Source organism: Gordonia sp. UCD-TK1 (assembly GCF_001691435.1).
Classification (GTDB): Bacteria; Actinomycetota; Actinomycetes; order Mycobacteriales; family Mycobacteriaceae; genus Gordonia; species Gordonia hongkongensis.
Genome location: NZ_LZMP01000012.1, coordinates 54,329 through 76,882, shown reverse-complemented (window position 1 = coordinate 76,882; position 22,554 = coordinate 54,329). Strand labels below are relative to the sequence as shown.

Here is a 22,554-nt window from a genome sequence, read left to right as displayed (position 1 = left end):
GGAAGTTCAGGCGAGCAGCAGGGCGATGATCATGATGATGGGTATCGACGTGAGCGTCGTGATCAGTGCCGTGTCCCGGGCGAGGATCTGGCCGCGCCGGTAACGGGTCGCGTACACCAGGACATTCTGTGCGGTCGGCAACGCCGCGATGACCACCTGCGCGAACAACGCCTCGCCGGTCTGCCCGAATCCCCAACGGGCGATGGCGTAGACGGCCAGCGGCATGACGATCATCTTCAGCACGCTTGCCAGTGCGATGTCGCGGCGGGGGCTCGCACCCTTCTTGAACACCGCGACGCCGGTGAGCGACAAGCCGAATGCCAGCAGCGCCGCCGGCACGGAGGCGTCACCGAGCATCTTCAGCGGGGACATCACGGCCGCGGGCGGGCTCCAGCCGATCAGCGAGACCGACAGACCGGCGAGTCCGCCGACGACGATCGGATTGGTGATCGGCGCGACGAGCGAGTCCCGCAGCAGCGATCTTCCCGAATCCCGGTCCAGCGCGGTGAGATCCAGCGCGAGCAACGCGATCGGTGAGTAGATCAGGATCTGGAACAGCAGCAGCGGCGCGATGAACGACGCGTCGTCGAGAACGAAGATCGCGATCGGAAGACCCAGATTGACGCTGTTGACATACGACGACGACAGGCCGCCGATCACGAGTTCGGGAACCGCGCGTCGAAACCACAGTTTGGCGACGACGACGTACACCGCACCGATCAGAAACGCGCTGCCGCCCGCGATCACCAGCGTCGAGGAGAAGACGACCGACAGATCGGAGGTGACCATGGAGTGGAACAGCAGCGCCGGTGTGAAGACGAAGAACACCAGGCGGGAAAGGACTTCGTGGGCGTGGTCGCCGATGACACGCGTGCGCCCGAGGAGATATCCCACCCCGACTACAATGAAGATCACCGTGAAGCCGGAGATGACGCCAGACACCGGTTGAGTCTAATCGTTAGGCTGGTGAACACATCGTGTCGGATCTACATGGGGGTTGTGCGTGAGTTATCCACCGGGACAGGGCTCGGGCCAGGGCCAGGACGACTGGGGTACGGTGCCGAGCTCGGGGTCCTCGGGCAACTCGGGTCCCAACCTCTCCAAGGGTGACCAGGGCCAGGGTGCCGCACCGGAGTACGCGCCGACCGAATACGGCCAGACCTACCAGCCGGGTCCGTCGTCGGACCCCTACGGCCAGAACGCCTACGGCCAGAACGCCTACGGTCAGAACCCGTACGGTCAGGAGCAGTACGGGCAGAGTCCGTACGGATCGCCGGCCGGCAACCAGGGCTACGGGACGCCGAGCCAGGATCCCTACGCACAGCCGCCGGGTGGGTCCTACGGTCAGGTCAACGATCCCTACCAGGCGCCGGCGTACGGCGGCGCGTACGGGTCGCAGAACCCCTACAGCGCGGCACCCTACGGCGGCGGTTACGGATACGCGCCGCCGCAGAAGACCAACGGCAAGGCGATCGCGGCCCTCATCTGTGGCATCGTCGGCGTCGTCTCGCTGATCGCCTGCTTGTTCTTCTCGTTCTTCCTGTCGATACCGGTCGGCATCGCGGCCGTCGTGCTGGGGTTCATGGCGCGACGGGACATCGAACAGTCCGGTGGCACGCAGAGTGGTTCGGGGATGGGCCTGGCCGGGATCATCACCGGCGCGCTCGCCATCGTCGGTGGCGTGGTGTGGGCCGTTCTGTTCATCGTCCTGATCGTCGCCGGCGACACGAGCTCCTCCACCTACTACTACTGAACGAATATCGGGCCGATCCGGGGTCGTGTTCATCGACTCCGGCCCAGTTCGGAGCCCTTTCTCACTAAGCTGTGCGTGATGCACGGCCGGTTGGTCGTGCACGCATCTCCCCGCGTTGTCCCGCTGCGGCACAGCTTGTGAAAGGCATCCGATGACCACTCCGACCGGGGGTAGCGATCCGACGGATCCGGCCCAGGCACCGCAATCCCCACCGTCCGGCCCACCTTCGGACACCTCGGCAACCGACCCGTCGCCGTGGGAACCGACCCAGAAGGCGGCGGTCCCCGACGCGGTGCCGGACTCGGTGCCGGTGACCTCGACCCCCGGGGCCGGACCGGATGACACGGAGATCCCCGAGTCGCACAGTCCGGCCGACGGCGTCACCCGGGTCATCCGCACCGGTGGACCGTCGAATCCGTCCGCTGCACAGCCGGTTCCGCCGCCACCCGCGCCCAGTGGCCCCGGGGGTCCGGGTGGCCCGGCCCCGTCCGGTTACGACGCCACGCGCGTGATCTCGACGCGGTCCCCGGCGGGACCGCCACCGGGACAAGCCTCACCACCTCCCCGGCCGGGATTCGGTCAGCAGCAGGGTTACGGACAGCAGGGCTACGGACAACCGCAGGGTTACGGACCGCCGGGTCAGGGGCAACCCGGCCCCGGCCGGCCGGGATACGGCCCCCCGCCGGGGTACGGTCAGCCCCCGCAGGGTCCGCCCCCGGGCCGGCCCGGGCAACCGTTCGCCACGGCCGGTGATGCCCGATCCGCGGAATCGGCATCCGCCGACTCCCGCCCCGAAGGCGGCCGGCCCGTCGACGCCGACGGCCCGTCGACCAACAAACTGGCCGTGGCCGCCCTGGTGGCCTCCCTGCTGGGTCTCCTGTGCGTCGGGGTCGGCGGCCTCGTCGGGCTGGTGCTCGGCATCGTCGCGCGGAGACAGATCGCGGCGTCGGGTGGCAGGCAGACCGGTGATGGGGTGGCGCTCACCGCGGTCATCATCGGGGCGTTCATCATCGTCGTGTGGGTTGCATACTGGGTGGCCATCGCGTCGACCGACCTCCGATCGCCGTGGGGCTACCTCTGAAGTAGGCGGCCCCGGGCAAGTGCGGATCGGCCATTTTGGAATCGGGCGTCCTCGCCAGGTAGTCTGGTCGGGTTGTGTGCCGCGGCCGCGCCGGGTCGAGGGGTGCACTGATGGGGCCGATCCAGTGATGCCAGGCGTCACCACCGGCCACGCAGACCACAGTAGGAGAAGGGCTCAACCATGGCTGTACCGAAGCGCCGGATGTCGCGGGCGAACACCCGTAGCCGTCGTTCGCAGTGGAAGGCGGAAAACCCCGCACTGCAAGAAGAGAAGGTGAACGGCGTCCCCGTGCGGATTCCGCGTCGACTGGTCAAGGCGGCTCGCGCCGGCCTCATCGACCTGGATCGTCGCTAGCCTCGTTCGGTCGCCGTACCGGCGCCGCACTGTCATACCGATGACCGCCCCTGGCTCGCCCGGGGCGGTCATTCGCGTGCTGACCGACTGGCCTGTCCCCGGATAGCGAGGTGATCTCGTGGTGCTCGACGTGCTCAACTTCGCGGGTATCGCGGTGTTCGCGGCGTCGGGGGCGATGCTCGGGGTCCGCAAGGACTTCGACATGTGGGGGATCATCACCGTCGGCGTGCTCACCGGGGTCGGCGGTGGCGTATTGCGCGACGTCCTGCTGGGGATCACCCCGCCCGCGTCGATCAGCGGGTGGGGTCCCATCGTCACCGCAACTGTCGCCGGCCTCGTCGTCTTCTTCTTCCATCCCGCCTTCACGGCACTGCACCGGTCGATACTCGTGCTCGACGCATTCGGGATGGGGCTCTTCGCGGCCACGGGTGCGAGCATCGCCCTCGACGTCGGGGCGAGCCCGTTCGCCGCGACGACCGTCGGGCTCCTCACCGCGGTGGGTGGCGGCGTGCTCCGCGACATGATCTCGAACGAGATCCCGCTCCTCCTCACACCCGCCGACCTCTACGCCGTACCCGCGGTACTCGGTGCCGCCATCGTCGCGGTCGGCGCGACGTACACCTCGGCGGCGCACTGGATCTGGCTCGTCGTCGGATCTGTCCTCGCGACCGCGCTGCGCCTGGTGAGCCTTCGGTTCGCGCTGCGGCTCCCGACCGCACGACGCTGACCTTCCCGCATACCCACCCTTTCTCCGTGAACCCACCCGGTCCGAGCGCGGTGGATCTACGGAAAAGGGGTGGGTTTGCGGGTCACTCGACGCCGCCGAGTCGAAGCGCCTTCTGGATCTGCGCGTAGAAGCGCGCCTTGTCGGCGAGGTCCGGCCATGTCCACCGCACGACGGTGTACCCCTGCGCGCGCAGCCTGTCCTCACGCGCCTTCTCTTCGACCACCGTCTGCCACGCGGGCTCGTCGCCCAGGCCGCCGCTGTACTTGATCATGCCGTCGAATTCGCCGATCACCCTGTTCGCCAGCAGGAAGTCGACGCGAGCGATGAACACGCCGTGGTCGTCGAAGATCTTGACCTGCTGTCGTGGTGTCGGCAGGTCGGGGAACTCGAGCATGACGGCGCGACTGAGGGATTCGCCGATGCTCTCCGACGATGCGTTCGCGTGTGCCAGCGCGCGTCGGAGCATCTCGACCCCCTTGAATCCTCGGCACGAGTCGAGGATCTGTCTCATCCGGTCCGGATCGGCGTCACGTCGAAGCGCGGCGTCGAGCACCGCGAGGGCCTGCCGGTTGGTTCCCAGTCGGGCGACATCACATGCCGTGCGCTCGATGGATGTCACCGTGACCCCGTCGATGACGTCGATGTCCTGCGGCTTGACGGTGGCCTGATGTCTGACGATGTGCTTGGCCCGTTTCCCGACTTTCGGCGACGTCACATGGACCTGCGACAGGTCGGGCCACAGCATCGGCAACCTGTGCATGGCAGCTGACGAAGCGTGACTGAAGATCCGACCGGGTCGTCCGGCCCTTGCCGCAGCAATGACGGTCAAGCGGTGCTTCTCGACTGCCTGGAGTTCGCTGACCGCGGTGAAGTCGGCCAACGCGCCCGGCCAGAGCCGCACGAGGGTCTTGTTGCCGACCATGTGCTGCAACTGTTCATCGCTGATGTGGGTGCCGGCGGCTTCTTTGCGGAGAATCAGGCCATGCGGATCGGTGGGTAGGTCCATACGAATCAGACGCATGAATGCGCCGTCCGGACCCACGTTCCGACAAACCCACCCCTTCTCCGTAAACCCACCCGGTCCGAGCGCGGTGGATCTACGGAAAAGGGGTGGGTTTGCGAGTGGGGGTGGACTACTGCGCGATGTACTTGTTGACCGCCCGGTTCAGGAAGTTCGGGATGAACTTGGCGGCGTTCTGCAGGAACAGGGTCTGCGCGCCGACGGAGTAGCTGGTGCGGTGCAGCAGTCTGTCCTGACGGGTCGGGTGCACCGACTCCCAGATCTTCTCGGCGACCTGTTCGGGGGTGATCCGGATGCCCAGGGTCTTCGTCGATTTGGCGCCGCCGGTGGCGAGGGCGGTCTTCGCCCACAGGGGCCAGATGCTGACGACGCGGATGTCGTCGTGCTCCCATTCCAGTTCGAGCGCCTCGGTCAGGCCCGCGACGAAGAACTTGGTCGCCGAGTAGACCGCGATGCCGGGCTGGCCGTAGATCGCCGACGCCGATCCGATGTTCACCAGGTGCGCGCCCGGCGTCTTCTTCAGGTACGGGTATGCGGCCTGGGCACCGAGCGCGACGCCGAGGGCGTCGATGTCGATCTGACGCTTGATCTGGTCCGGCGTGATGTGGTCGATCTGGCCCTCGTGGAGGATGCCGGCATTGTTGTCGAGGACGTCGAGCGTGCCGCCGGTGTGAGAGGTGAACTCGGCGAGGGCATCGGCCCACTGCTCCGGCTCGCGGACGTCGAGGGTGCCGGTGATGAAGTCGGGATGGTCGGCCTTCACCTTCGCCAGCGCGTCGGCATCGACGTCGTAGACGCCGACTGTCCACCCGTCGCGGCCGAAACGCTCCGCGGTGGCGAGACCGATTCCGGCAGCGCCGCCGGTGATGAAGATGGAGGGCATGGAGAACTCCTTGCAACTGAACGGACGGCTTCGACGCCGCTGACCTGCGAGGACGATCCTCGGCGCTGAACTTACCGGTGAGTATATTCGTCGATTCGTTTACTCGGTCGCACGGCGGTGCTATCTTGACAACACGCATTGTCATTACATCGATCATTGTCACGATCGACGACGACCGGGAAGCGAGTTCTTAATGACCGCCGCGATGGAACGATCCGAGAATGTCATCAGTCTCCGGGACCAGGGCACCGAAGAGGTCTCGGCACGGCTGTTGGCGTCGGCCGCCCGGCTGTCGCGCAACGCGATGACCGAGATCGACTGGTCGAAGCCGATGGACCCCACCAAGTACGGGTGCAGTCCGGAATGGTCGTCGCTGTACGGGACCGCGTACTGGGACGAGCTCACCGAGGAACAGCGGATCTCGGTGACGCGCCACGAGTTCGCCTCGATCATGAACATCGGGATCTGGTTCGAGATGATCCTGCAGGAGATGGTCATCCGCGACCAGTACCTCGGCGACTACCACGGTTCGGAATTCCAGTTCGCGCTCACCGAGGTCGCCGACGAGTGCCGGCACTCGCTGATGTTCGCCAAGGCGTCGGAGAAGATGGTCGGTGCCTCCTACCACCCGTCGAAGAAGGTCTCGCGCCTCGGCAAGATCTTCATGCAGACCGCGAAGAACGAGGTCGCCTACGCCGGCATCCTGGTCGCCGAAGAGGTCCTGGACGTCTTCCAGCGCGGCTGCATGCGCGACGACCGCGTGCTCGACTTCATCCGCACGGTCAACGAGATCCATGTGCTCGAGGAATCGCGCCACATGAAGTTCGCGCGCGAAGAGGTGCGTGACTCCCTGGAGGGCGTCAGCTGGGCGCGCCGCCAGTTCAGTGCGTTCGCGGTCGCCGTCGGCGCCTACTTCATCGTGACGAGTCTGGTGCAGCCCAAGGCCTTTGCCGACGCCGGACTCGACGTCGACCGCGCGGTCCGGGAGATGCGCACCAACTCGCACTTCCACTCGATGATCCGCAGCAGCTGCGCGCACCTCATGGAATTCCTCGACGAGGTCGGACTGCTGACCAAGCCCGCCATGCGGTACTACCGGAAAGCGCACATGCTCTGATGTTCGTCATCACCCAATCGTGTTGCAGTGACGCAGCATGCGTCGCCGTGTGCCCGGTCAACTGCATCCATCCGACACCCGAGGAGCGCGGCTTCGGCAGCTCCGACATCCTGCACATCGACCCCGAGGCGTGCATCGATTGCGGCGCATGCGCCGATGCCTGCCCCGTCGACGCCATCTACCCGGCGGACAAACTCGGCACCCGGGACAAGGTCTTCATCGACATCAACGCGGACTACTACAAGATCAACCCGGAGGTTCGCTCGGGCTGGGCGCCCATCGGTGACGACTCCGCGTCGTCGATCACTTATCCGGACGTGCCGAAACTGCCTGCGGGACTTCGGGTCGCGCTGGTCGGAACGGGTCCCTCCGGCGGGTACGCCCTGCGCACGCTGCTCGACCGCACCGAGGCGCAGGTCACCGTCATCGACAAACTCCCCACTCCCGGCGGGCTCGTGCGCGCCGGCGTCGCCCCGGACCACCCGGGCACCAAGGGCGTGCTCCGCGGGTTCGACCTGCTCTACCGCGACCCGCGCGTCACGATGCTGACCAATGTGACCATCGGGGACGGCGCCGACCAGATCACCCCGGCCGAACTCGCGGAGCATTTCGACGCGGTGTTCTACGCGGTCGGTGCCAGTGAGTCACGGCGCCTGGGAATTCCGGGTGAGGACCTTCCGGGTTCGACGTCGGCCACCGATCTGGTCGCCTGGTACAACGGCGTGCCCGGTGTCGATGCCGGGCCACCGCTGCGCCGCGGAACCGCCGACGACCCGGCGACGGGTCGAGCGGTCGTGGTCGGTACGGGCAACGTGGCCCTCGACGTCGCGCGAATCCTCGTGTCCCCGCCGGATTTGTTGGCCACCACCGACATCGCCGACCGTGCGCTCGAACTGCTCGCCGAGCAGAATGTCCACGAAGTGGTGCTGCTGGGCCGTCGCGACCAGGCGTCCGCGGCCTACACCGCGGCCGAATACCGTGCGCTGTCGGAGATCCCGGGTGTCGAGGTCGAGGTGATCGAGGACGCCGAATGTGCCGATCTCGCCCGGTTCCGTCATCCCGCCGACCCGAAGCGCCGGCGGATCGTGTTCCTGTTCCACAGGAGTCCCGAGGAGATCACCGGTGATTCGCAGGTCGAGTCGATCACGGTGCGCACGGGGGAGGGGCGTCACCACGTCGCCACCGATCTCGTGGTGCGCTCGATCGGCTATCGCTCCACCCCGATCCCGGGTCTCACCTTCGACGACGCGCGCGGCGTCTTCAGCAACGTCGACGGCCGCCTCGTCGACGAGACAGGTGCGATCGTGCCGGGCGGATATGTGCTCGGCTGGGCCAAGCGCGGACCCAGCGGCGGCATCGGCGCCAACAAGATGTGCGCGACGCGGACCGTCGAGGACTTCATCGCCGACGCCGCGGCGGGCCGGCTGCCGCGGACCGAACGCGAGCCCGGAGCCTTCGGTGCGTTGGTGCGCACACGCGTCCGGACGGTGATCGGCTACCGCGGGATGCGGGCCATCGACCGTCGCGAACGGCGTCGCGGCCTCGAACAGGGCCGGCCCCGTGTGAAGTTCACCCAGGTCGCCGAGATGGTGGGCGCCGCGGGATGGCGTCGGACCTGACGGCCACCGCTCCGGTTTCGGGCCGGGGTGCCGCTCTGCCGTGCCACCATCGAGGTTCCGACGCGTCGAGGAGGGCCTGATGACGACCGATTCCGACCAGAAGTGGCGAGAGCGATCATTGTTCCTCGTTTTCCTGTCCGCGCTGGTCACGCAGAACGCCATCGCGATCCCCTACGTACGACAGAACGGGCCGGGGTCGGTCAAGGACTTCTTCGTGGGGGACATCCTGAAGACGACGCCCGGACGGTTCGCGATGGTCGACCTGACGTTCGTCGTCATCGGCTTCCACGTGTGGGCGCTCGCGGAGGCCCGCCGCCTGCGCATCCTGCCGTGGTGGCTGGCGTCGGTCGTGCTGACCTTCGGCGTCGGCATCGCCACCGCGATCCCGTTCTTCTTCCTCGCCCGGGAGCGTGCGCTGGGGTCGCGGTAGCGGCGTCGCGCGCGCCCGCTGGCGCTCTCGCGGGCGGGCCGGGCCGGTGAGAACCAGACAACGTCGCCGTAACACCGAGGCAAGTCGCATTTCATGCGCCTCGCGGATAGTGGCGGCATGTCGAGCACTCCACAATTCCTGCAGGGTGTCTACGCGTTCTCCGGGTCGGGCCTGTCGAAGCCGGGACCGATCGATGCGTCGCTGACCTTCGTCGTCCCGCCCGGGATGACGGCTCAGCCGTTGTACTTTCGCGGCGGCAACAGCTGCGACGAACTCATCTGTGTGACCCTGGTTCGCGACGGCACGCCGATGCGGATGTTCCCGATGGGCGCGAGGTCGTCGGTCAACGTGCCGTTGCGGGTCGTCGAAGACGTGGAACCCGACACCACGCTGGAGCTCCTCCTCGCCGCGCCGGAGGGCGCGAGCGGTGAGGTCGTCGTCGACTTCGGGATGGTCATCTTCTGATGGGGGACGAGCACGTGACGCCGCCGGTTCCCACGCGTCGGTTGGTCGTGGTCGGCAACGGCATGGCCGGCGCGCGCACCGTGGAGGAGATCATCTCCCGCGGCGGCCGGGAACAGTTCGCCATCACCATGATCGGCGACGAGCCGTACGGGAACTACAACCGGATCATGCTCAGCCACGTGCTGGCCGGGGAGACCGCGGTCGACGACGACGACCTCATGCTCAACCCGATGGCGTGGTACCGGGAGAACGACGTCACGCTCCACTCCGGTGATCGCGCCGAGTCGATCGATCGGTTCGCCAAGACGGTGACCTGCGCGAGCGGACGGGTCATCGAATTCGACGTGCTGATCATCGCGACCGGGTCCCACACGTTCTTCCCCAACATGGACGGACTCCGCGAGTCCGACGGCCGGCTCGCACGCGGCGTGTTCGGCTTCCGCACCATCGAGGACACGAACGGCATGCTGCAGATGGCCGAGTCTCGCGACAACGTGCGCGCGGTGGTGATCGGCGGCGGGTTGCTCGGACTCGAAGCCGCCTACGGACTGCAAACCCAGGGTGTGGCCGTCGACGTCGTGCACTCGCCCGGGCACCTGATGAACCAGCAACTCGACGAGCGCGGCGGCAAGGTGCTGCGCAACCAGATCGAGGCGCTGGGGGTCGGTGTCCACACCGGCAAGCGGACGACGGCGGTGTTGCGCAACGACGACGGGACCGTCGCGGGAGTCGGTTTCACCGACGGCGATTCGCTGCCCGCCGACATGATCGTGGTGACGGCCGGCATTCGTCCCAACGTCGAGATCGCCCGCGGCGCAGGTCTGGTCGTCGAGCGCGGCATCGTCGTCGACGACCAGATGCGTTGCGAGGACGAGGCCTTCATCTACGCGGTCGGGGAGTGCGCGCAGCACCGCAGTGAGGTGTACGGTCTCGTCGCACCGCTGTGGGAGCAGGCAGTCGTGCTCGCCGACGTCCTCACCGGCGCGAATCCGGCTGCCGAATACCATGGTTCGCGACTGACCACCAAGTTGAAGGTCGCCGGTGTCGACGTCGCGGCCATGGGGGTCAAGGGACCGGAACGCGAGGACGACGAATTCGTCCAGTTCTACGAACCACGCAACGGCGTCTACAAGAGCGTCGTGGTCCGTGACAACAAGCTCATCGGAGCGATGCTGCTGGGCGACATCTCGAAGGTCAACTTCCTCACGCAGGCCTTCGACGACAAGGTACCGCTTCCCGACGAACGCATCTCGATGCTGTTCGACCTGGGCACCCCCAGCGCCGAGACCGGGGCGGCCGAGCTCGCCGACGACGTGCAGGTGTGCAACTGCAACGGGGTCACCAAGGGCGACATCGTGGCCTGCGTGGCGTCGGGATGCACGAGCGTCGGCGAGGTGTGCGCGAAGACCCGCGCCGGCAAAGGATGTGGTTCCTGCAAGGGGCTTGTCGCCGACATCGTCGAGCTCGCAGCGGGGGACGAGCTCACCGCCGACGCGTCCGCCGATTGGTACGTCCCGGCCATCCCGCTGACGAAACCCGAACTGATAGATGCCATCCGACGGCAGGACCTGCGGTCGGTCAGCGAGGTGTTCGACAAGCTCGCACCCGGCGGCGAGGACGCGACGGCGAAGATGCCGCTCGCCTCGCTGTTGCGGATCATCTGGGGCTCGGAGTGGAAACGCGAACCCGGTGCATTGTTCGTCAACGACCGGGTGCACGCGAACATCCAGCGTGACGGCACCTTCTCGGTGGTGCCCCAGATGAAGGGCGGGGTGACCTCACCCGAGCAGTTGCGCAAGATCGCCGACGTCGCGGAGAAGTACTCGATCCCGATGATCAAGGCGACCGGTGGGCAGCGACTCGATCTGCTCGGCGTGAAGAAGGAAGACCTGCCGAAGGTCTGGGAAGATCTCGGCATGCCGTCGGGGTACGCGTACGGCAAGAGCTTCCGGACGGTCAAAACCTGTGTCGGCACCGACTATTGCCGATTCGGTCTCGGCGACTCGACGCAGCTCGGCATCGACATCGAGACGCGCTACCAGGGTCTGGAGTCGCCGGCGAAGCTCAAGCTCGCGGTGACCGGGTGTCCGCGCAATTGCGCCGAGGCGCTGTGCAAGGATTTCGGCGTGGTCGCGATCGGTGACGGCAAGTGGGAGATCTACGTCGGTGGCGCCGCCGGCGCGCACATCCGCAAGGGCGACCTGCTGGCCACCGTGGATTCGGCCGACGAGGTGATCCGGTTGTGCGGCATCTTCATCCAGTACTACCGCGAGCAGGGCAAGTGGCTGGAGCGGACGTACGCATTCGTACCGCGCATCGGCATCGAGGAACTCCGCGCGATCATCGTCGACGACCGTGACGGACTGGTCGCCGGGTTGCAGGAGGGGATCGACGCCGCGGTCGAGGCCTACGTCGATCCCTGGCTGGACCGCGCCGAACCCAAATCGCCCGCGCAGTTCACCTCGGCGCTTCCGCTGCTGCCGCTGCCCCGGGTGCCGGTCCGATGACCAGCGTGTCGGCAGACGCCGGCGTCGTCGTGGGGCAACTGGACGACCTGCAGGTCGGCGAGAGCCGCGCATATGCGATGCAAGACAGGCAGATCGCGGTGTTCCGCCTGACCGACGGGACCCTGCGCGCCACCGACGCCGTCTGCCCGCATCGCGGGGGACCGCTCGCCGACGGCCAGTTCGATCTGGGCAAGGTCGTGTGTCCGTTGCACCAGTACGCCTTCGAACTGGCCGATGGCCGATGCACCTCGGACGGTATCGACTCCATCGGCGTCTACCGCGTCGAGGACCGGGACGGGGACATCGTCGTCTGGTTGGGTGCTCCTGCGGGCGTTGGTGACAAACGAATGCTCCCTGAGGTGTGAGGAGCGATAGCGACGAGCCACGAAGGGCCTGGTGAGAGGCGTTGCGGAGCCCTTCGTGGCTCGCTTCGCTCGCACCTCAGGGAGCATGAGTTCGGTCGCCCAGGAGTGGTCTTTCGTGGCCCACGACGTCCGTCAGCCCGGAGACCCGGAGGTGTGAGGAGCGACAGCGACGAGCCTCGAAGGGCTGGTGACGGCACGGGGAGCTCTCTCCTGCACAACTGTTCACAAAGCCTCGTGTCAATGTCAGCGTGGGCGACCGCCCCTGCGCCCTGCCCGGGCGCGAAGTAGATCGATATCGCCGTCGATCAGTGCCTTCTTCTTCGCACGAGACCAGCCGTGAATTCGTCGCTCGATCGCGTAGGCGTCGTCCAGTGACAGTTCAACCGACCACGCCAGCCTCACCGGCTGGCGGTGAGCAGTGAAACCAACCTGCGCCGAGCTGTGTTGGCGTAACCGATTGTCGAGGTCGCGCGTGCTTCCGACGTAGTACTTCCCGTCCGCGCACTCGAGGATGTATACCCATGCCATCGCAGTATCGTCGAGGGTTCTGGCAGCCCGTGGAACGTATGTACCCTTGCCTGTGGAGAGTTCGCGGCAGCTCGCGTCGCCTGTTTACTCCGACTTGCGGTGCCCTTCGTGGCTCGTCGCTTGCGCTCCTCGCACCTCAGGGAGCAAAGGGAAGCGTCGCACCTCAGGGAGCAAAGGGAAGCGTCGCACCTCAGGGAGCAAAGGGAAGCGTCGCACCTCAGGGAGCATAGGGAAGCGTCGCGCCTCAGGGAGCGTGTGGGGTCACCCTCCGTAGGCTCCGGGCCTCCTCAGGGAGCGGAAGGCGTTGCGAGGGCTTGTCAGTACACGTCCCGCACATAGCGTTTGTCGGCTGCGAGTGCCTTGACGTACGACTCCGCGCTCGCGGGGGAGCGGCGACCGTACTGCGCGACAATGCCTTTCAGTGTCGCGTCGACGTCCTTGGCCATCCGTGTCGCGTCGCCGCAGACGTAGACGTGAGCGCCGTCGTGCAGCCACTGGTAGAGCTCCTCGCCGTGTTCGCGCATCCGGTCCTGGACGTAGATCTTGCGATCCTGATCGCGCGAGAACGCGACGTCGAGGCGGGTGAGCAGTCCGTCGCCGAGCATGGTCGTCAACTCGTCGCGATAGTAGAAATCGGTCGCCGAGTACTGCTCGCCGAAGAACAGCCAGTTCTTCCCGGTGTGCCCCAGGGCCTCGCGTTCGCGAAGGAAACCGCGGAACGGGGCGATGCCGGTGCCGGGGCCGATCATGATCATCGGGGTGTCGGGATCGGCCGGCGGCCGGAAGTGGCTCGTGGAGGTGACGAACACGCCGATCTCGTCGTCGGCGCGGTCGGCCAGGAAGGTCGAGCAGACACCACCGCGCGGCGTGCCGAACAGGTTGTAGCGCACGGCCGACACCGTCAGTTGGATCTCGTCAGGACTCTCCAGGGGACTCGATGAGATCGAATACGACCGGGGGACCATCGGTTTGAGGACCTGCATCCACTCCGAGGCGTCGGCGGTGACGGGATGATCGGCCAGCACGTCGACCGACTGTCGCCCCCATGCCCAGTCGTTGAACTGCTGTTTGTTCCCCGGTGCGATGAGCGTCCTGAGATCGGCGGAACCGGTACGGTCGGCGACGAAACGAATGAGATCCGGTGTCACACGAGCGAATTCGATGCGGTCGCGCAGGGCGATGTGCAACGCGACCTCATCGCCGCCCACGGTCACCGACGCGTCGGCGTCGAGGCCGGTGCGGTCGAGGAACTCCTCGACGAGCGTCGGGTCGTTGCGCGGCCAGACCCCCAGCGCGTCCCCGGCCTGGTACGACATCGTGCCGGCGGGCAGGTGGAACCCGAAGTTGCGCACGTCCTTACCGGACCCCTCGGAGTTGAGCTTGACGTTCCGCACGAGCGAGGTGAGCAGCGGCTTCTTCCGCGAATAGGCCGGCGCGGAACGTACCGAGGGTGCCGCCGCGGAGTCGGCCGGTTCACTGACCACGGTCACCCGGTCGCCGGTCACCCCCGAGGTGGGTGCCCGGTTCGACATGCTGATCGCCCGGATGACCTCGGTCAGCCAGCCGCCCGCCGTCTCCTCGAAGTCGGGTTCGCAGTCGACGCGATCAAGCAGGCGGCGACCACCCAGTTCACCGATGCGGGTGTCGAGTTTGCGTCCGTGGCCGCAGAAGTCGTCGTAGTTGGAGTCGCCGAGCGCCAGCACCGCGTAGTCGACGCCGGACAGGTCGGGTGCGTCCTCGGAGTTCAGCGCGTCCCAGAACGACGTACCGTTGTCCGGCGGATCGCCGTCCCCGGTGGTCGAGGTGACGAACAGGGCCGTGCCCTTCAGTTCGCCGACCTCGACATCGTCCATCGACCGGGCGTCGACCCGGAGGCCGCTGGCCTTGACGCGCTCGGCTGCTTCTGCGGCGAGCTCCTCGGCGTTGCCCATCTGCGAGGCCCAGAGCACCGTCACCGTGTCGGTGTCCGGTTCCGACGACGATGAGTCCGACCGGGGGACAGCGGGATCGGGTGCGGCGGCCGCGCGGGAGTACAGGCCGGCGAGAACACCTGACACCCAGACGCGGAGCTCGGCACCCAGCGGCGCATCGGCCGGGAGCACTGGACTGCCCGCGGGTGAGTCGCCCACGCCGGCCACCAGACCGGCCAGGTAGAGGCGCTCGGCGGGGGTCATCGCAGGCGCCTTGACACCCGAGACCCCCAGTGCCTCAGCAAGTTTAGGTGAACCCGCGGCGACGACCGGCGCATCGTCGACGTCACCGCGCGAACCGGGCACCCGGATCAGGGTCACCGCACACACTTTCAGCTCCGGCTGCTGCGACAACGGATCCACCGCGTCGGAGGTGACGGCATTGATCGCCAGGTGTTCGCCGAAGACGTCGTTCCAGTGAAACGGTACGAAGCAGTTGCCGGGTCGCACGCGGTCGGAGATCCGCGCCGGCAACACCGCCCGGCCGCGACGGGACGCCACCTCGACCTTGTCCGCGGCGGTGATGCCCAACCGGTCGGCATCGTCGGGATGTATCTCGACGAAGGGCTCCGGGTTGAGTTTGTTGAGCTTGGCCACCCGGCCGGTCTTGGTCATGGTGTGCCACTGATGGGGCAACCGGCCCGTGTTCAGCAGGAAGGGGTAGTCGTCGTCGGGCATCTCGGCCGGGTCGAGGTGGGGACGGGCGAAGAACTGGGCGCGGCGGCTGGGGGTGGCGAACGCGAGGCGCGGCGTCGACCCGTCGTCGAGGCGGTGGAGCGTCTGACTGCGACCGTCGTTGAGATACCGGATCGGGTTGCGGGCACCGGTGTCCACCGGATCGGGCTCGCCGTCTTCGGCCGGCGGGCACGGCCATTGCATCGGCGTGCGGCGGAGCCGGTCGTAGGTCACCCCGCGCAAGTCGTAGCCGGTGTTCGGGTTCGCGAACCGTTTGATCTCCTCGAACACCTCCTCGGCGCTCGCATAGTCGAAGGCGTCGGCGTACCCCATCTCGGCGGCGATGCGCGCGATGAGCTGCCAGTCCGGGATCGCCTGTCCGGGGGCATCGAGCGCGGGTTCGAACAGGGTGAGGTTGCGTTCGGAGTTGACCATCACACCGGTCGACTCCGACCACAGCGTCGCGGGCAGCACCACGTCGGCGTACTGGTTGGTCTCGGTGTCGACGAAGGTGTCCTGGGTGATCACGAGCTCGGCGCGCTCGAGTCCCTCGATGACGGTCTTGCGATTCGCCACCGAGGCAACGGGATTGGTGCAGATGATCCAGCACGCCTTGATCTCGCCGTCGGCCATCCGGCGGAACATGTCGATGGTGCCGCCGCCCACGTCGGTGCGCAGGGTCCCGGCCGGAACACCCCAGACACCTTCCACGAACTCACGGTCCGCCGCGGATACGACGGCGCGCTGGCCGGGCAGGCCCGGGCCCATGTAACCCATCTCGCGTCCGCCCATGGCGTTCGGCTGTCCGGTCAGGGAGAACGGTCCGCTGCCGAGCCGGCAGATCGCGCCGGTGGCGAGGTGGAGGTTGATGAGCGCGTTGGTGTTCCAGGTCCCGTGGGTGGACTGGTTGAGGCCCATCGTCCAGCAACTCATCCAGTTGGCTGCGTTCCCGATGAGCTCGGCCGCGGCCCGCAGGTCCGACGCCGCGATCCCGGTGATCGATTCGACGACGTCCGGCGGGTACTGGGCGGCGAAGTCGGGGATCTGGTCGAAGCCGTCGGTGAACGACTCGATGAACTCGGTGTCGGTGTGGCCGTTCTCGATGAGCAGGTGCAGCAGTCCGTTGAGGAAGGCGAGGTCGGTCCCCGATCGGATCTGCAGGAACAGGTCCGCTTTCTCGGCCGTCGCCGTGCGTCGAGGATCGACGACGATCAGCTTCGCCCCGGCCTTGACCCGGTCCATCATGCGCAGGAACAGGATCGGGTGACAGTCGGCCATGTTGGCGCCGATGACCAGGAAGACGTCGGCGTGGTCGAAGTCCTGATAGGAACCGGGCGGCCCGTCCGATCCGAGCGACAGTTTGTATCCGGTCCCCGCGCTCGCCATGCACAGTCGCGAGTTCGACTCGATCTGATTGGTGCGCAGGAATCCCTTGGCCAGTTTGTTCGCAAGGTACTGCGCCTCCAGCGACATCTGGCCCGACACATACAGGGCCACCGCGTCGGGCCCGTGCTCGTCGACGATGTCGCGCAGGCGTCGCGCGGTGTCGCTGACGACGGCGTCGAGTTCGGCGGGCCGGAGCTGGCCGCCCCGGTCGTCTCGGACCAGCGCGGTGGACAGGCGCCCGCCGGCGGCGAGCATGTCCGCGGTGGTCGACCCCTTGGTGCACAGGCGCCCGAAGTTCGTCGGATGATCGSGCCGGCCGATCGTCTTGGTGACGCGGTCGGAATCGTCGTCGAGCTTCATCTCCATGCCGCAACCGACACCGCAATAGGCGCACAGCGACATCACCGATCGGGACACGACAGATCGAGTCGGGGCAGACAGGGTCACGGGTTCCAGCGTCGGAGGTCGATGTTTCGCGACCCGAAGCCCGGCGTTACGCATCCATCAACTTGACCTCACAGAACTCGGTCCCCGATGTGAAAGAGCGCCGGAACCGCAGGTGAACGCCGACTCCGTCACTTGAACGGGTGGGTTTCGGCGTTGCTCAGCCGGATCTCAGCCGGGGTGGATAAGACTGTAGCCATGCGCATCCTCGTGGTCGATGACGATCGGGCCGTCCGGGAGTCGTTGCGACGGTCGCTCACCTTCAACGGCTACAGCGTCGAGACCGCGGGCGACGGCATCGAGGCACTCGAGAAGATCCTGGCCGACCGGCCCGACGTGGCGATCCTCGACGTGATGATGCCCAGGCTCGACGGCCTCGAGGTGTGCCGCCGGCTCCGCTCCGCCGGTGACGACCTCCCCATCCTCGTGCTGACCGCACGCGACTCGGTGTCCGAGCGGGTGTCCGGCCTCGACGCCGGAGCCGACGACTACCTCCCCAAGCCGTTCGCCCTCGAGGAACTCCTCGCCCGGTTGCGGGCGCTGTTGCGCCGTGCCTCGCCGGACGAGGACGCGGATTCGGAGACCCTGACGTTCGCGGATCTGTCGCTCGATCCCGTCACCCGCGACGTCACCCGCGGCGAGCGCTCGATCAGTCTGACGCGCACCGAGTTCGCCCTGCTCGAGATGCTCATGGCCAATCCGCGCCGGGTGTTGTCGCGCAGCCGCATCCTCGAAGAGGTCTGGGGCTACGACTTCCCGACGTCGGGTAATGCGCTCGAGGTGTACGTCGGCTATCTCCGGCGCAAGACCGAGGCCGACGGCGAACCGCGACTGATCCACACCGTGCGCGGGGTCGGGTACGTCCTGCGGRAGACGCCGCCCTAGTGATCGGCAAGTCGTCGAACTCGACGTCGAGGCACCCGAAGACCCGGGATCTCCTCCGCGACCGCCTCACCCGGGCGATCACGGGGCACACCACCGGTGTCGGGTCGGACGAGAAGGAGATGCGGGCGCCGATGCCGCTGATGCGCGCGGTGTCGCTGCGGACCCGCGTGACGATCCTGTCGGCGACCGTCGTGCTGGTCTCGGTGAGTCTGATGGCCGCGGCCGCGTATTTCGTCGTGTATCGCGCGATGTACAACGATGTCGACCAGCAGCTCGAGAGTCGCGCCGACGGGATGGCCGCGCTCGCCCGCGCGGGGGTCCTGCGTACGCAACCCGAGCAGCTGGTGGCCGGAACGGTGTTCTCCACCAACATCTCCATCGCGCTGGTGACCCCCAGCGGCGAGACGTATCTCATCGGTCAGGTGCCGTTCGACGACGTTGAACGCGGCATCGTCCGGTCGCCGTCCGTGCCCGGTTCCACGCAGCAGAGCCTGCGTACCACGCGCAATCAGCGTGTCCTGACACGCAAACTCGACGACGGCAACACCCTCGTGCTCGCACAGAGCCTCATCCAGACCGACCGAGTGCTCAAGCGTCTGGCCTGGGTGCTCTTCGTGGTCGGTTGCGGCGGGGTCGCCCTCGCCGCCCTGGCCGGGACGACGGTGGCGCGAGCCGGGTTGCGGCCGGTCTCCCGTCTCAACCGCGCCGTGGAGCGGGTCGCGCGAACCAACGACCTGACGCCCATCCCGGTGACCGGCAACGACGAACTCGCCAAGCTCACGGTCAGTTTCAACGCCATGCTGCGCGCCCTCGACGAGTCCCGGGATCGGCAGGCACGTCTGGTCGCCGACGCCGGACACGAACTGCGGACCCCGTTGACCTCGTTGCGGACCAATCTGGAGTTGCTGATCGCCGCGAGTCGTCCCGGGGCGCGGGCGGTACCGGAGGAGGACATGGTCGATCTCCGTGCCGACGTGATGGCGCAGATCGAGGAATTGTCCACGCTCGTGGGCGATCTCGTCGACCTCGCCCGCGAGGACGCGCCGGAGGTGGTCTACGAGGAGGTCGATCTCGCCGAAATCGTGGAGCAGGCCCTCGAACGAGTTCGACGCCGCCGCAACGACGTCGAGTTCGAGGTGGACGTCGCCCCATGGTTCGTGTTCGGCGAGGCACATGGACTGTCGCGGGCGGTGCTGAACGTGCTCGACAACGCGGCGAAGTGGAGTCCCCCGGGCCGTACGGTGCGCGTCGGCCTGACCCAGGTCGGGATGTCGACCGCGGAGCTCACCGTCGCCGATGCCGGTCCCGGAATCCCCGAGGAGGACCGAGGTCTCGTCTTCGAGCGGTTCTATCGGTCGACGCAGTCGCGGTCGATGCCGGGATCGGGTCTGGGACTGGCGATCGTACGTCAGGTGGTCGAACGACACGGCGGCACCGTGGTCGCCGACACGTCGCCGCTCGGGGGAGCGCTGATCCGGATGACCCTGCCGGGCCGGGCAACTGCGGCGGAACCATCCCCGCAGGTGATTCGTCAGTAGAGGAGAAGCGGGTGGCGCCGGGCCGACGACTCGGTTGTCGACGACTGCGAACAGCCTTGAACTCGCCCGGTGTGACCTGGTCTCGGATCACCTAGGGTTGACCGAAGGCGCAGTTCGGGTACGACGATGCCGAGGTGTTGCGGTCCCGGCCCGGCCACTGACAACAAGCACCGGCGCATGGCCGGGCCGACGAGGAAGAGACGAAGATGACGACTGGCGGTTCGCACGGTGACAGCTCCTACGGGGGCGGTCAGCACGGCGGTGGTCAACACGGTGGTGGTCAACACGGTGGGGGCCAGCCGGGCGGGGGCCACCGCGCGGCGTCCGGCAACGAGGCGTCGGGACAGGGCGGGCCGTTCGGTCCGCCGTCGGGCTCCTTCCCCGCACCGGGCGGCCAGGGCTACCCGGGTACCAACGCGCCGACATCGTCGTACGGCAGGCCCGGGACGAGTCCGTTCCCGCCCCAGGGCAACTTCGGTCCGGGTCCCTCGTACGGACAGTCGGGACAGCCGCCGTTCGGCTCCCAGCCCGGCTTCGGGAACCAGGGCCCGGACGGCCCCTCGGCCGCACCCGCCAAGAAGAAGAGTGGCGGACGCCTCGTGGCGCTGGGGGTGGCCGGACTCGTCCTGGCGTTGGTCGCGGGCGGTGTGGGTGGCGTGGCCGGATACAACCTCGCCGAGTCCGACGGTGGTTCCAGTTCCAGCAACGGTCCGCTGGGCGGCGATCCCGGCAACGACAACACGACGCCGGTCGCCGCGCCGGCCGGTTCCGTGCAGGAGGTCGCGGCCCGGGTCACCCCGTCGGTGGTCTCCATCGAGGTCGCGTCCGGCGGGGCCATGGGTTCCGGCTCGGGCGTCGTCCTCAGCGAGGACGGCGTCATCATGACGAACAACCACGTCGTCAGCGCCGGCGGCGACGGCCCGGCGTCGAGGGTCGCGGTCAACTTCGCCGACGGTTCGCGGGCCGAGGCCCGTGTCCTGGGCGCTGACCCGATCTCCGACATCGCGGTCATCAAGGTCGACCGCGACGACGTCACCCCGATCACCGTCGGCAACTCGAACAACCTCGCCGTGGGGCAGGACGTGATCGCGATCGGTTCGCCCCTGGGACTCGCGGGCACCGTCACCACCGGCATCATCAGCGCGCTCAACCGTCCCGTGCTGACCTCGCGTGACCCCGGGACCAACACCACCTCGGTCATCGACGCCATCCAGACGGACGCGGCGATCAACCCGGGCAACTCCGGCGGTGCCCTGGTGAACGCCCGGGGCGCGCTGATCGGGATCAACACCGCGATCGCCACCCTCGGTGGGGGTGAACAACAGGCCGGTGGCAGCATCGGACTCGGGTTCGCGATCCCGATCGATCAGGCCATCCGGGTGGCCCGGGAGCTCGAGGCCACCGGCAAGGCCAGCCACGCCAACATCGGTGTGTCGGTACGGCCGAGCGGCGCGTCCGACGCACCCGGGGCCGTCGTCACCGCGGTGACGCCCGGCGGTCCGGCCGCGAACGCGGGCATCCCCGAGGACGCGGTCATCACGAAGGTCGACGACCGCGTCATCGCCTCCGGGGACGCCCTCGTCGCCGCGGTCCGATCGCACGCCCCGGGCGACACGGTCACCGTGACGTACCTGGACAACGGCGCCACCAAGACCGCCCAGGTGAAGCTCGGCACGCTCGCGGCCGGCTGACCGCCCACCACAACTGCATCGAGGAGGCTGTTCCGGCGCCCACCGCGGGCGCCGGCACAGCGCAGCACGAACGACCGTTTCGACGGTCCCACCCATCAAGAAAGGGCCTGTCATGTCCGACGCTGCTCCGCGCAACCCGGGTACCACCGCCGTCTCCGCCGAGACCGATCTCGACGAGAATTCATTGGACGTCCGCCTCGCGGGCGGGCCGGGTCCGGTCGACCCCGCCGACGTGGTCGCGGCCGACGCCGCGGCACGGGAGTTCGTCGCGCGCCACGAACAGGCCGCTCACCGCCCGCAGGGCGAGGAGATCGGTCGTGCGCTGGTCGTCGTCGTCGACGACGAGGCGGCCCACGGCGAGGACCAGCGCCTGCTCGGGCCGCTCGTGAGTGAACTGCTGGCCGAGGCGGGGTTCCACGTCGACGCCGCCGTGGTCGTCTCCGGGGACGAGGTGGAGATCCGCAATGCGCTCAACACCGCGGTGATCGGCGGAGTGGACCTCGTGGTCTCGGTGGGCGGCGTCGGCGTCGGCGCCCGGGATGTGACGCCCGAGGCCACCGAACCCCTTCTGGATCGGCGTCTGCGGGGTATAGAAGAGGCCGTCCGCAGCTCCGGGCTGGCGGCGGGAGCCACCGACGGCGGACTTTCGCGCGGGCTGGCTGGAATCTCCGGACAGACACTCGTGGTGAACCTGGCCAACTCGCGGGCCGCGGTGCGCGACGGCATGGCGACTGCCGCTCCCCTCGCCAAGTACGTGATCGAGTCGATCAGCGAGTTCTGAGCCGGTCGCTCCGCGAGGCCTCCGAGCGACCCCGAAATCTGTTCAGCAATACAAAGAAAACTCCTGGTTAACAGGGTGACGGGCCACTTTCGATGGGATATCCGACCGGTGGGAACAGAGTCTTCCGAACCCGGAAATTGCCGATGAGCAGCGATGATGACGCCGCGCAGCACCGAGCTGCGCGGCGTCGTCGTCTCGACGCGGTGTTCGGAAATGCGCTGCCTGAACTGACTTCAGACGAGAGTGACGAACATCACACAGGGCGCTCTAAGGATTGGTACGAGGCGCAGCGGCCGCCGCATCACGGCTGATTTCGCTCTTTACGCACGTAGTC

Annotated in this window: 19 protein-coding genes; 14 read left to right on the top strand and 5 right to left on the bottom strand. The window is 67.5% G+C overall.

Annotation, left to right across the window (positions count from 1 at the left end):
- Positions 1 to 6: 6 nt before the first annotated feature.
- The gene (locus A9310_RS08680; RefSeq protein ID WP_065630228.1) at positions 7 to 942 is read right to left on the bottom strand and encodes an AEC family transporter; all 936 of its coding nucleotides are present in this window, start codon (positions 940 to 942) and stop codon (positions 7 to 9) included.
- Positions 943 to 1,003: 61 nt separating this feature from the next.
- On the opposite strand from A9310_RS08680, the gene A9310_RS08675 reads away from it, so the two are divergent.
- From A9310_RS08675 to A9310_RS08660, 4 genes are all read left to right on the top strand, one after another.
- The gene (locus A9310_RS08675) at positions 1,004 to 1,753 is read left to right on the top strand and encodes a DUF4190 domain-containing protein (RefSeq protein ID WP_065630227.1); all 750 of its coding nucleotides are present in this window, start codon (positions 1,004 to 1,006) and stop codon (positions 1,751 to 1,753) included.
- A gap of 151 nt (positions 1,754 to 1,904) precedes the next feature.
- Positions 1,905 to 2,834 (top strand): DUF4190 domain-containing protein, encoded by a 930-nt coding sequence (locus A9310_RS25850; protein ID WP_065630226.1) that lies wholly within the window; start codon positions 1,905 to 1,907, stop codon positions 2,832 to 2,834.
- Positions 2,835 to 3,014: 180 nt separating this feature from the next.
- On the top strand, positions 3,015 to 3,188 hold the full coding sequence (rpmF, locus tag A9310_RS08665) for a 50S ribosomal protein L32 (protein ID WP_004020060.1): 174 nt from the start codon (positions 3,015 to 3,017) through the stop codon (positions 3,186 to 3,188).
- Between the two features lie 118 nt (positions 3,189 to 3,306).
- Positions 3,307 to 3,915, top strand: coding sequence for a trimeric intracellular cation channel family protein (locus tag A9310_RS08660; RefSeq protein ID WP_065630225.1), 609 nt, complete (start codon positions 3,307 to 3,309; stop codon positions 3,913 to 3,915).
- Between the two features lie 82 nt (positions 3,916 to 3,997).
- Here the strand turns inward: A9310_RS08660 and A9310_RS08655 are convergent, their stop codons facing one another.
- Both A9310_RS08655 and A9310_RS08650 read right to left on the bottom strand, forming a co-directional pair.
- Positions 3,998 to 4,936 carry a hypothetical protein gene (locus tag A9310_RS08655; protein ID WP_254661204.1) on the bottom strand — a complete coding sequence of 313 codons (939 nt, stop codon included), beginning with the start codon at positions 4,934 to 4,936 and terminating at the stop codon, positions 3,998 to 4,000.
- Between the two features lie 112 nt (positions 4,937 to 5,048).
- Positions 5,049 to 5,819, bottom strand: a complete 771-nt coding sequence (locus A9310_RS08650; RefSeq protein WP_065630223.1) for an SDR family oxidoreductase — start codon at positions 5,817 to 5,819, stop codon at positions 5,049 to 5,051.
- A gap of 193 nt (positions 5,820 to 6,012) precedes the next feature.
- Between A9310_RS08650 and A9310_RS08645 the strand changes: the two genes are divergently transcribed.
- The 6 genes from A9310_RS08645 (at position 6,013) to A9310_RS08620 (ending at position 12,322) form a co-directional block, all read left to right on the top strand.
- Positions 6,013 to 6,936 (top strand): diiron oxygenase, encoded by a 924-nt coding sequence (locus A9310_RS08645; RefSeq protein WP_065630222.1) that lies wholly within the window; start codon positions 6,013 to 6,015, stop codon positions 6,934 to 6,936.
- On the top strand, positions 6,936 to 8,555 hold the full coding sequence (locus tag A9310_RS08640; RefSeq protein WP_065630221.1) for an FAD-dependent oxidoreductase: 1,620 nt from the start codon (positions 6,936 to 6,938) through the stop codon (positions 8,553 to 8,555). The genes A9310_RS08645 and A9310_RS08640 overlap by 1 nt, the downstream gene beginning before the upstream one ends.
- Before the next feature lie 79 nt (positions 8,556 to 8,634).
- Positions 8,635 to 8,985 carry a DUF2834 domain-containing protein gene (locus A9310_RS08635; protein WP_065630220.1) on the top strand — a complete coding sequence of 117 codons (351 nt, stop codon included), beginning with the start codon at positions 8,635 to 8,637 and terminating at the stop codon, positions 8,983 to 8,985.
- Positions 8,986 to 9,102: 117 nt separating this feature from the next.
- Positions 9,103 to 9,450 (top strand): molybdopterin oxidoreductase, encoded by a 348-nt coding sequence (locus A9310_RS08630; RefSeq protein ID WP_065630247.1) that lies wholly within the window; start codon positions 9,103 to 9,105, stop codon positions 9,448 to 9,450.
- A complete protein-coding gene (gene nirB, locus A9310_RS08625; protein ID WP_065630219.1) occupies positions 9,450 to 11,957 on the top strand; it encodes a nitrite reductase large subunit NirB in 2,508 nt (835 codons plus the stop codon). The genes A9310_RS08630 and nirB overlap by 1 nt, the downstream gene beginning before the upstream one ends.
- Complete coding sequence (locus A9310_RS08620) at positions 11,954 to 12,322, top strand: Rieske (2Fe-2S) protein (protein WP_065630218.1); 369 nt, start codon at positions 11,954 to 11,956, stop codon at positions 12,320 to 12,322. Before nirB ends, A9310_RS08620 begins: the two co-directional genes overlap by 4 nt.
- 243 nt (positions 12,323 to 12,565) lie before the next feature.
- Here A9310_RS08620 and A9310_RS08615 read toward each other — a convergent pair whose 3' ends face one another.
- Both A9310_RS08615 and A9310_RS08610 read right to left on the bottom strand, forming a co-directional pair.
- Positions 12,566 to 12,850 carry a GIY-YIG nuclease family protein gene (locus tag A9310_RS08615; protein ID WP_065630217.1) on the bottom strand — a complete coding sequence of 95 codons (285 nt, stop codon included), beginning with the start codon at positions 12,848 to 12,850 and terminating at the stop codon, positions 12,566 to 12,568.
- Positions 12,851 to 13,167: 317 nt separating this feature from the next.
- Positions 13,168 to 17,283 carry a bifunctional nitrate reductase/sulfite reductase flavoprotein subunit alpha gene (locus tag A9310_RS08610; RefSeq protein WP_065630216.1) on the bottom strand — a complete coding sequence of 1,372 codons (4,116 nt, stop codon included), beginning with the start codon at positions 17,281 to 17,283 and terminating at the stop codon, positions 13,168 to 13,170.
- 240 nt (positions 17,284 to 17,523) lie between these two features.
- Between A9310_RS08610 and A9310_RS08605 the strand changes: the two genes are divergently transcribed.
- The 4 genes from A9310_RS08605 (at position 17,524) to A9310_RS08590 (ending at position 22,220) form a co-directional block, all read left to right on the top strand.
- The gene (locus tag A9310_RS08605; protein ID WP_065630215.1) at positions 17,524 to 18,210 is read left to right on the top strand and encodes a response regulator transcription factor; all 687 of its coding nucleotides are present in this window, start codon (positions 17,524 to 17,526) and stop codon (positions 18,208 to 18,210) included.
- Positions 18,210 to 19,748, top strand: a complete 1,539-nt coding sequence (locus A9310_RS08600) for a HAMP domain-containing sensor histidine kinase (RefSeq protein ID WP_065630214.1) — start codon at positions 18,210 to 18,212, stop codon at positions 19,746 to 19,748. The genes A9310_RS08605 and A9310_RS08600 overlap by 1 nt, the downstream gene beginning before the upstream one ends.
- A 206-nt stretch (positions 19,749 to 19,954) precedes the next feature.
- On the top strand, positions 19,955 to 21,439 hold the full coding sequence (locus A9310_RS08595) for a S1C family serine protease (RefSeq protein ID WP_065630213.1): 1,485 nt from the start codon (positions 19,955 to 19,957) through the stop codon (positions 21,437 to 21,439).
- A 112-nt stretch (positions 21,440 to 21,551) separates the two neighbouring features.
- Positions 21,552 to 22,220 carry a molybdenum cofactor biosynthesis protein B gene (locus tag A9310_RS08590; RefSeq protein WP_058251498.1) on the top strand — a complete coding sequence of 223 codons (669 nt, stop codon included), beginning with the start codon at positions 21,552 to 21,554 and terminating at the stop codon, positions 22,218 to 22,220.
- Positions 22,221 to 22,554 lie beyond the last annotated feature (334 nt).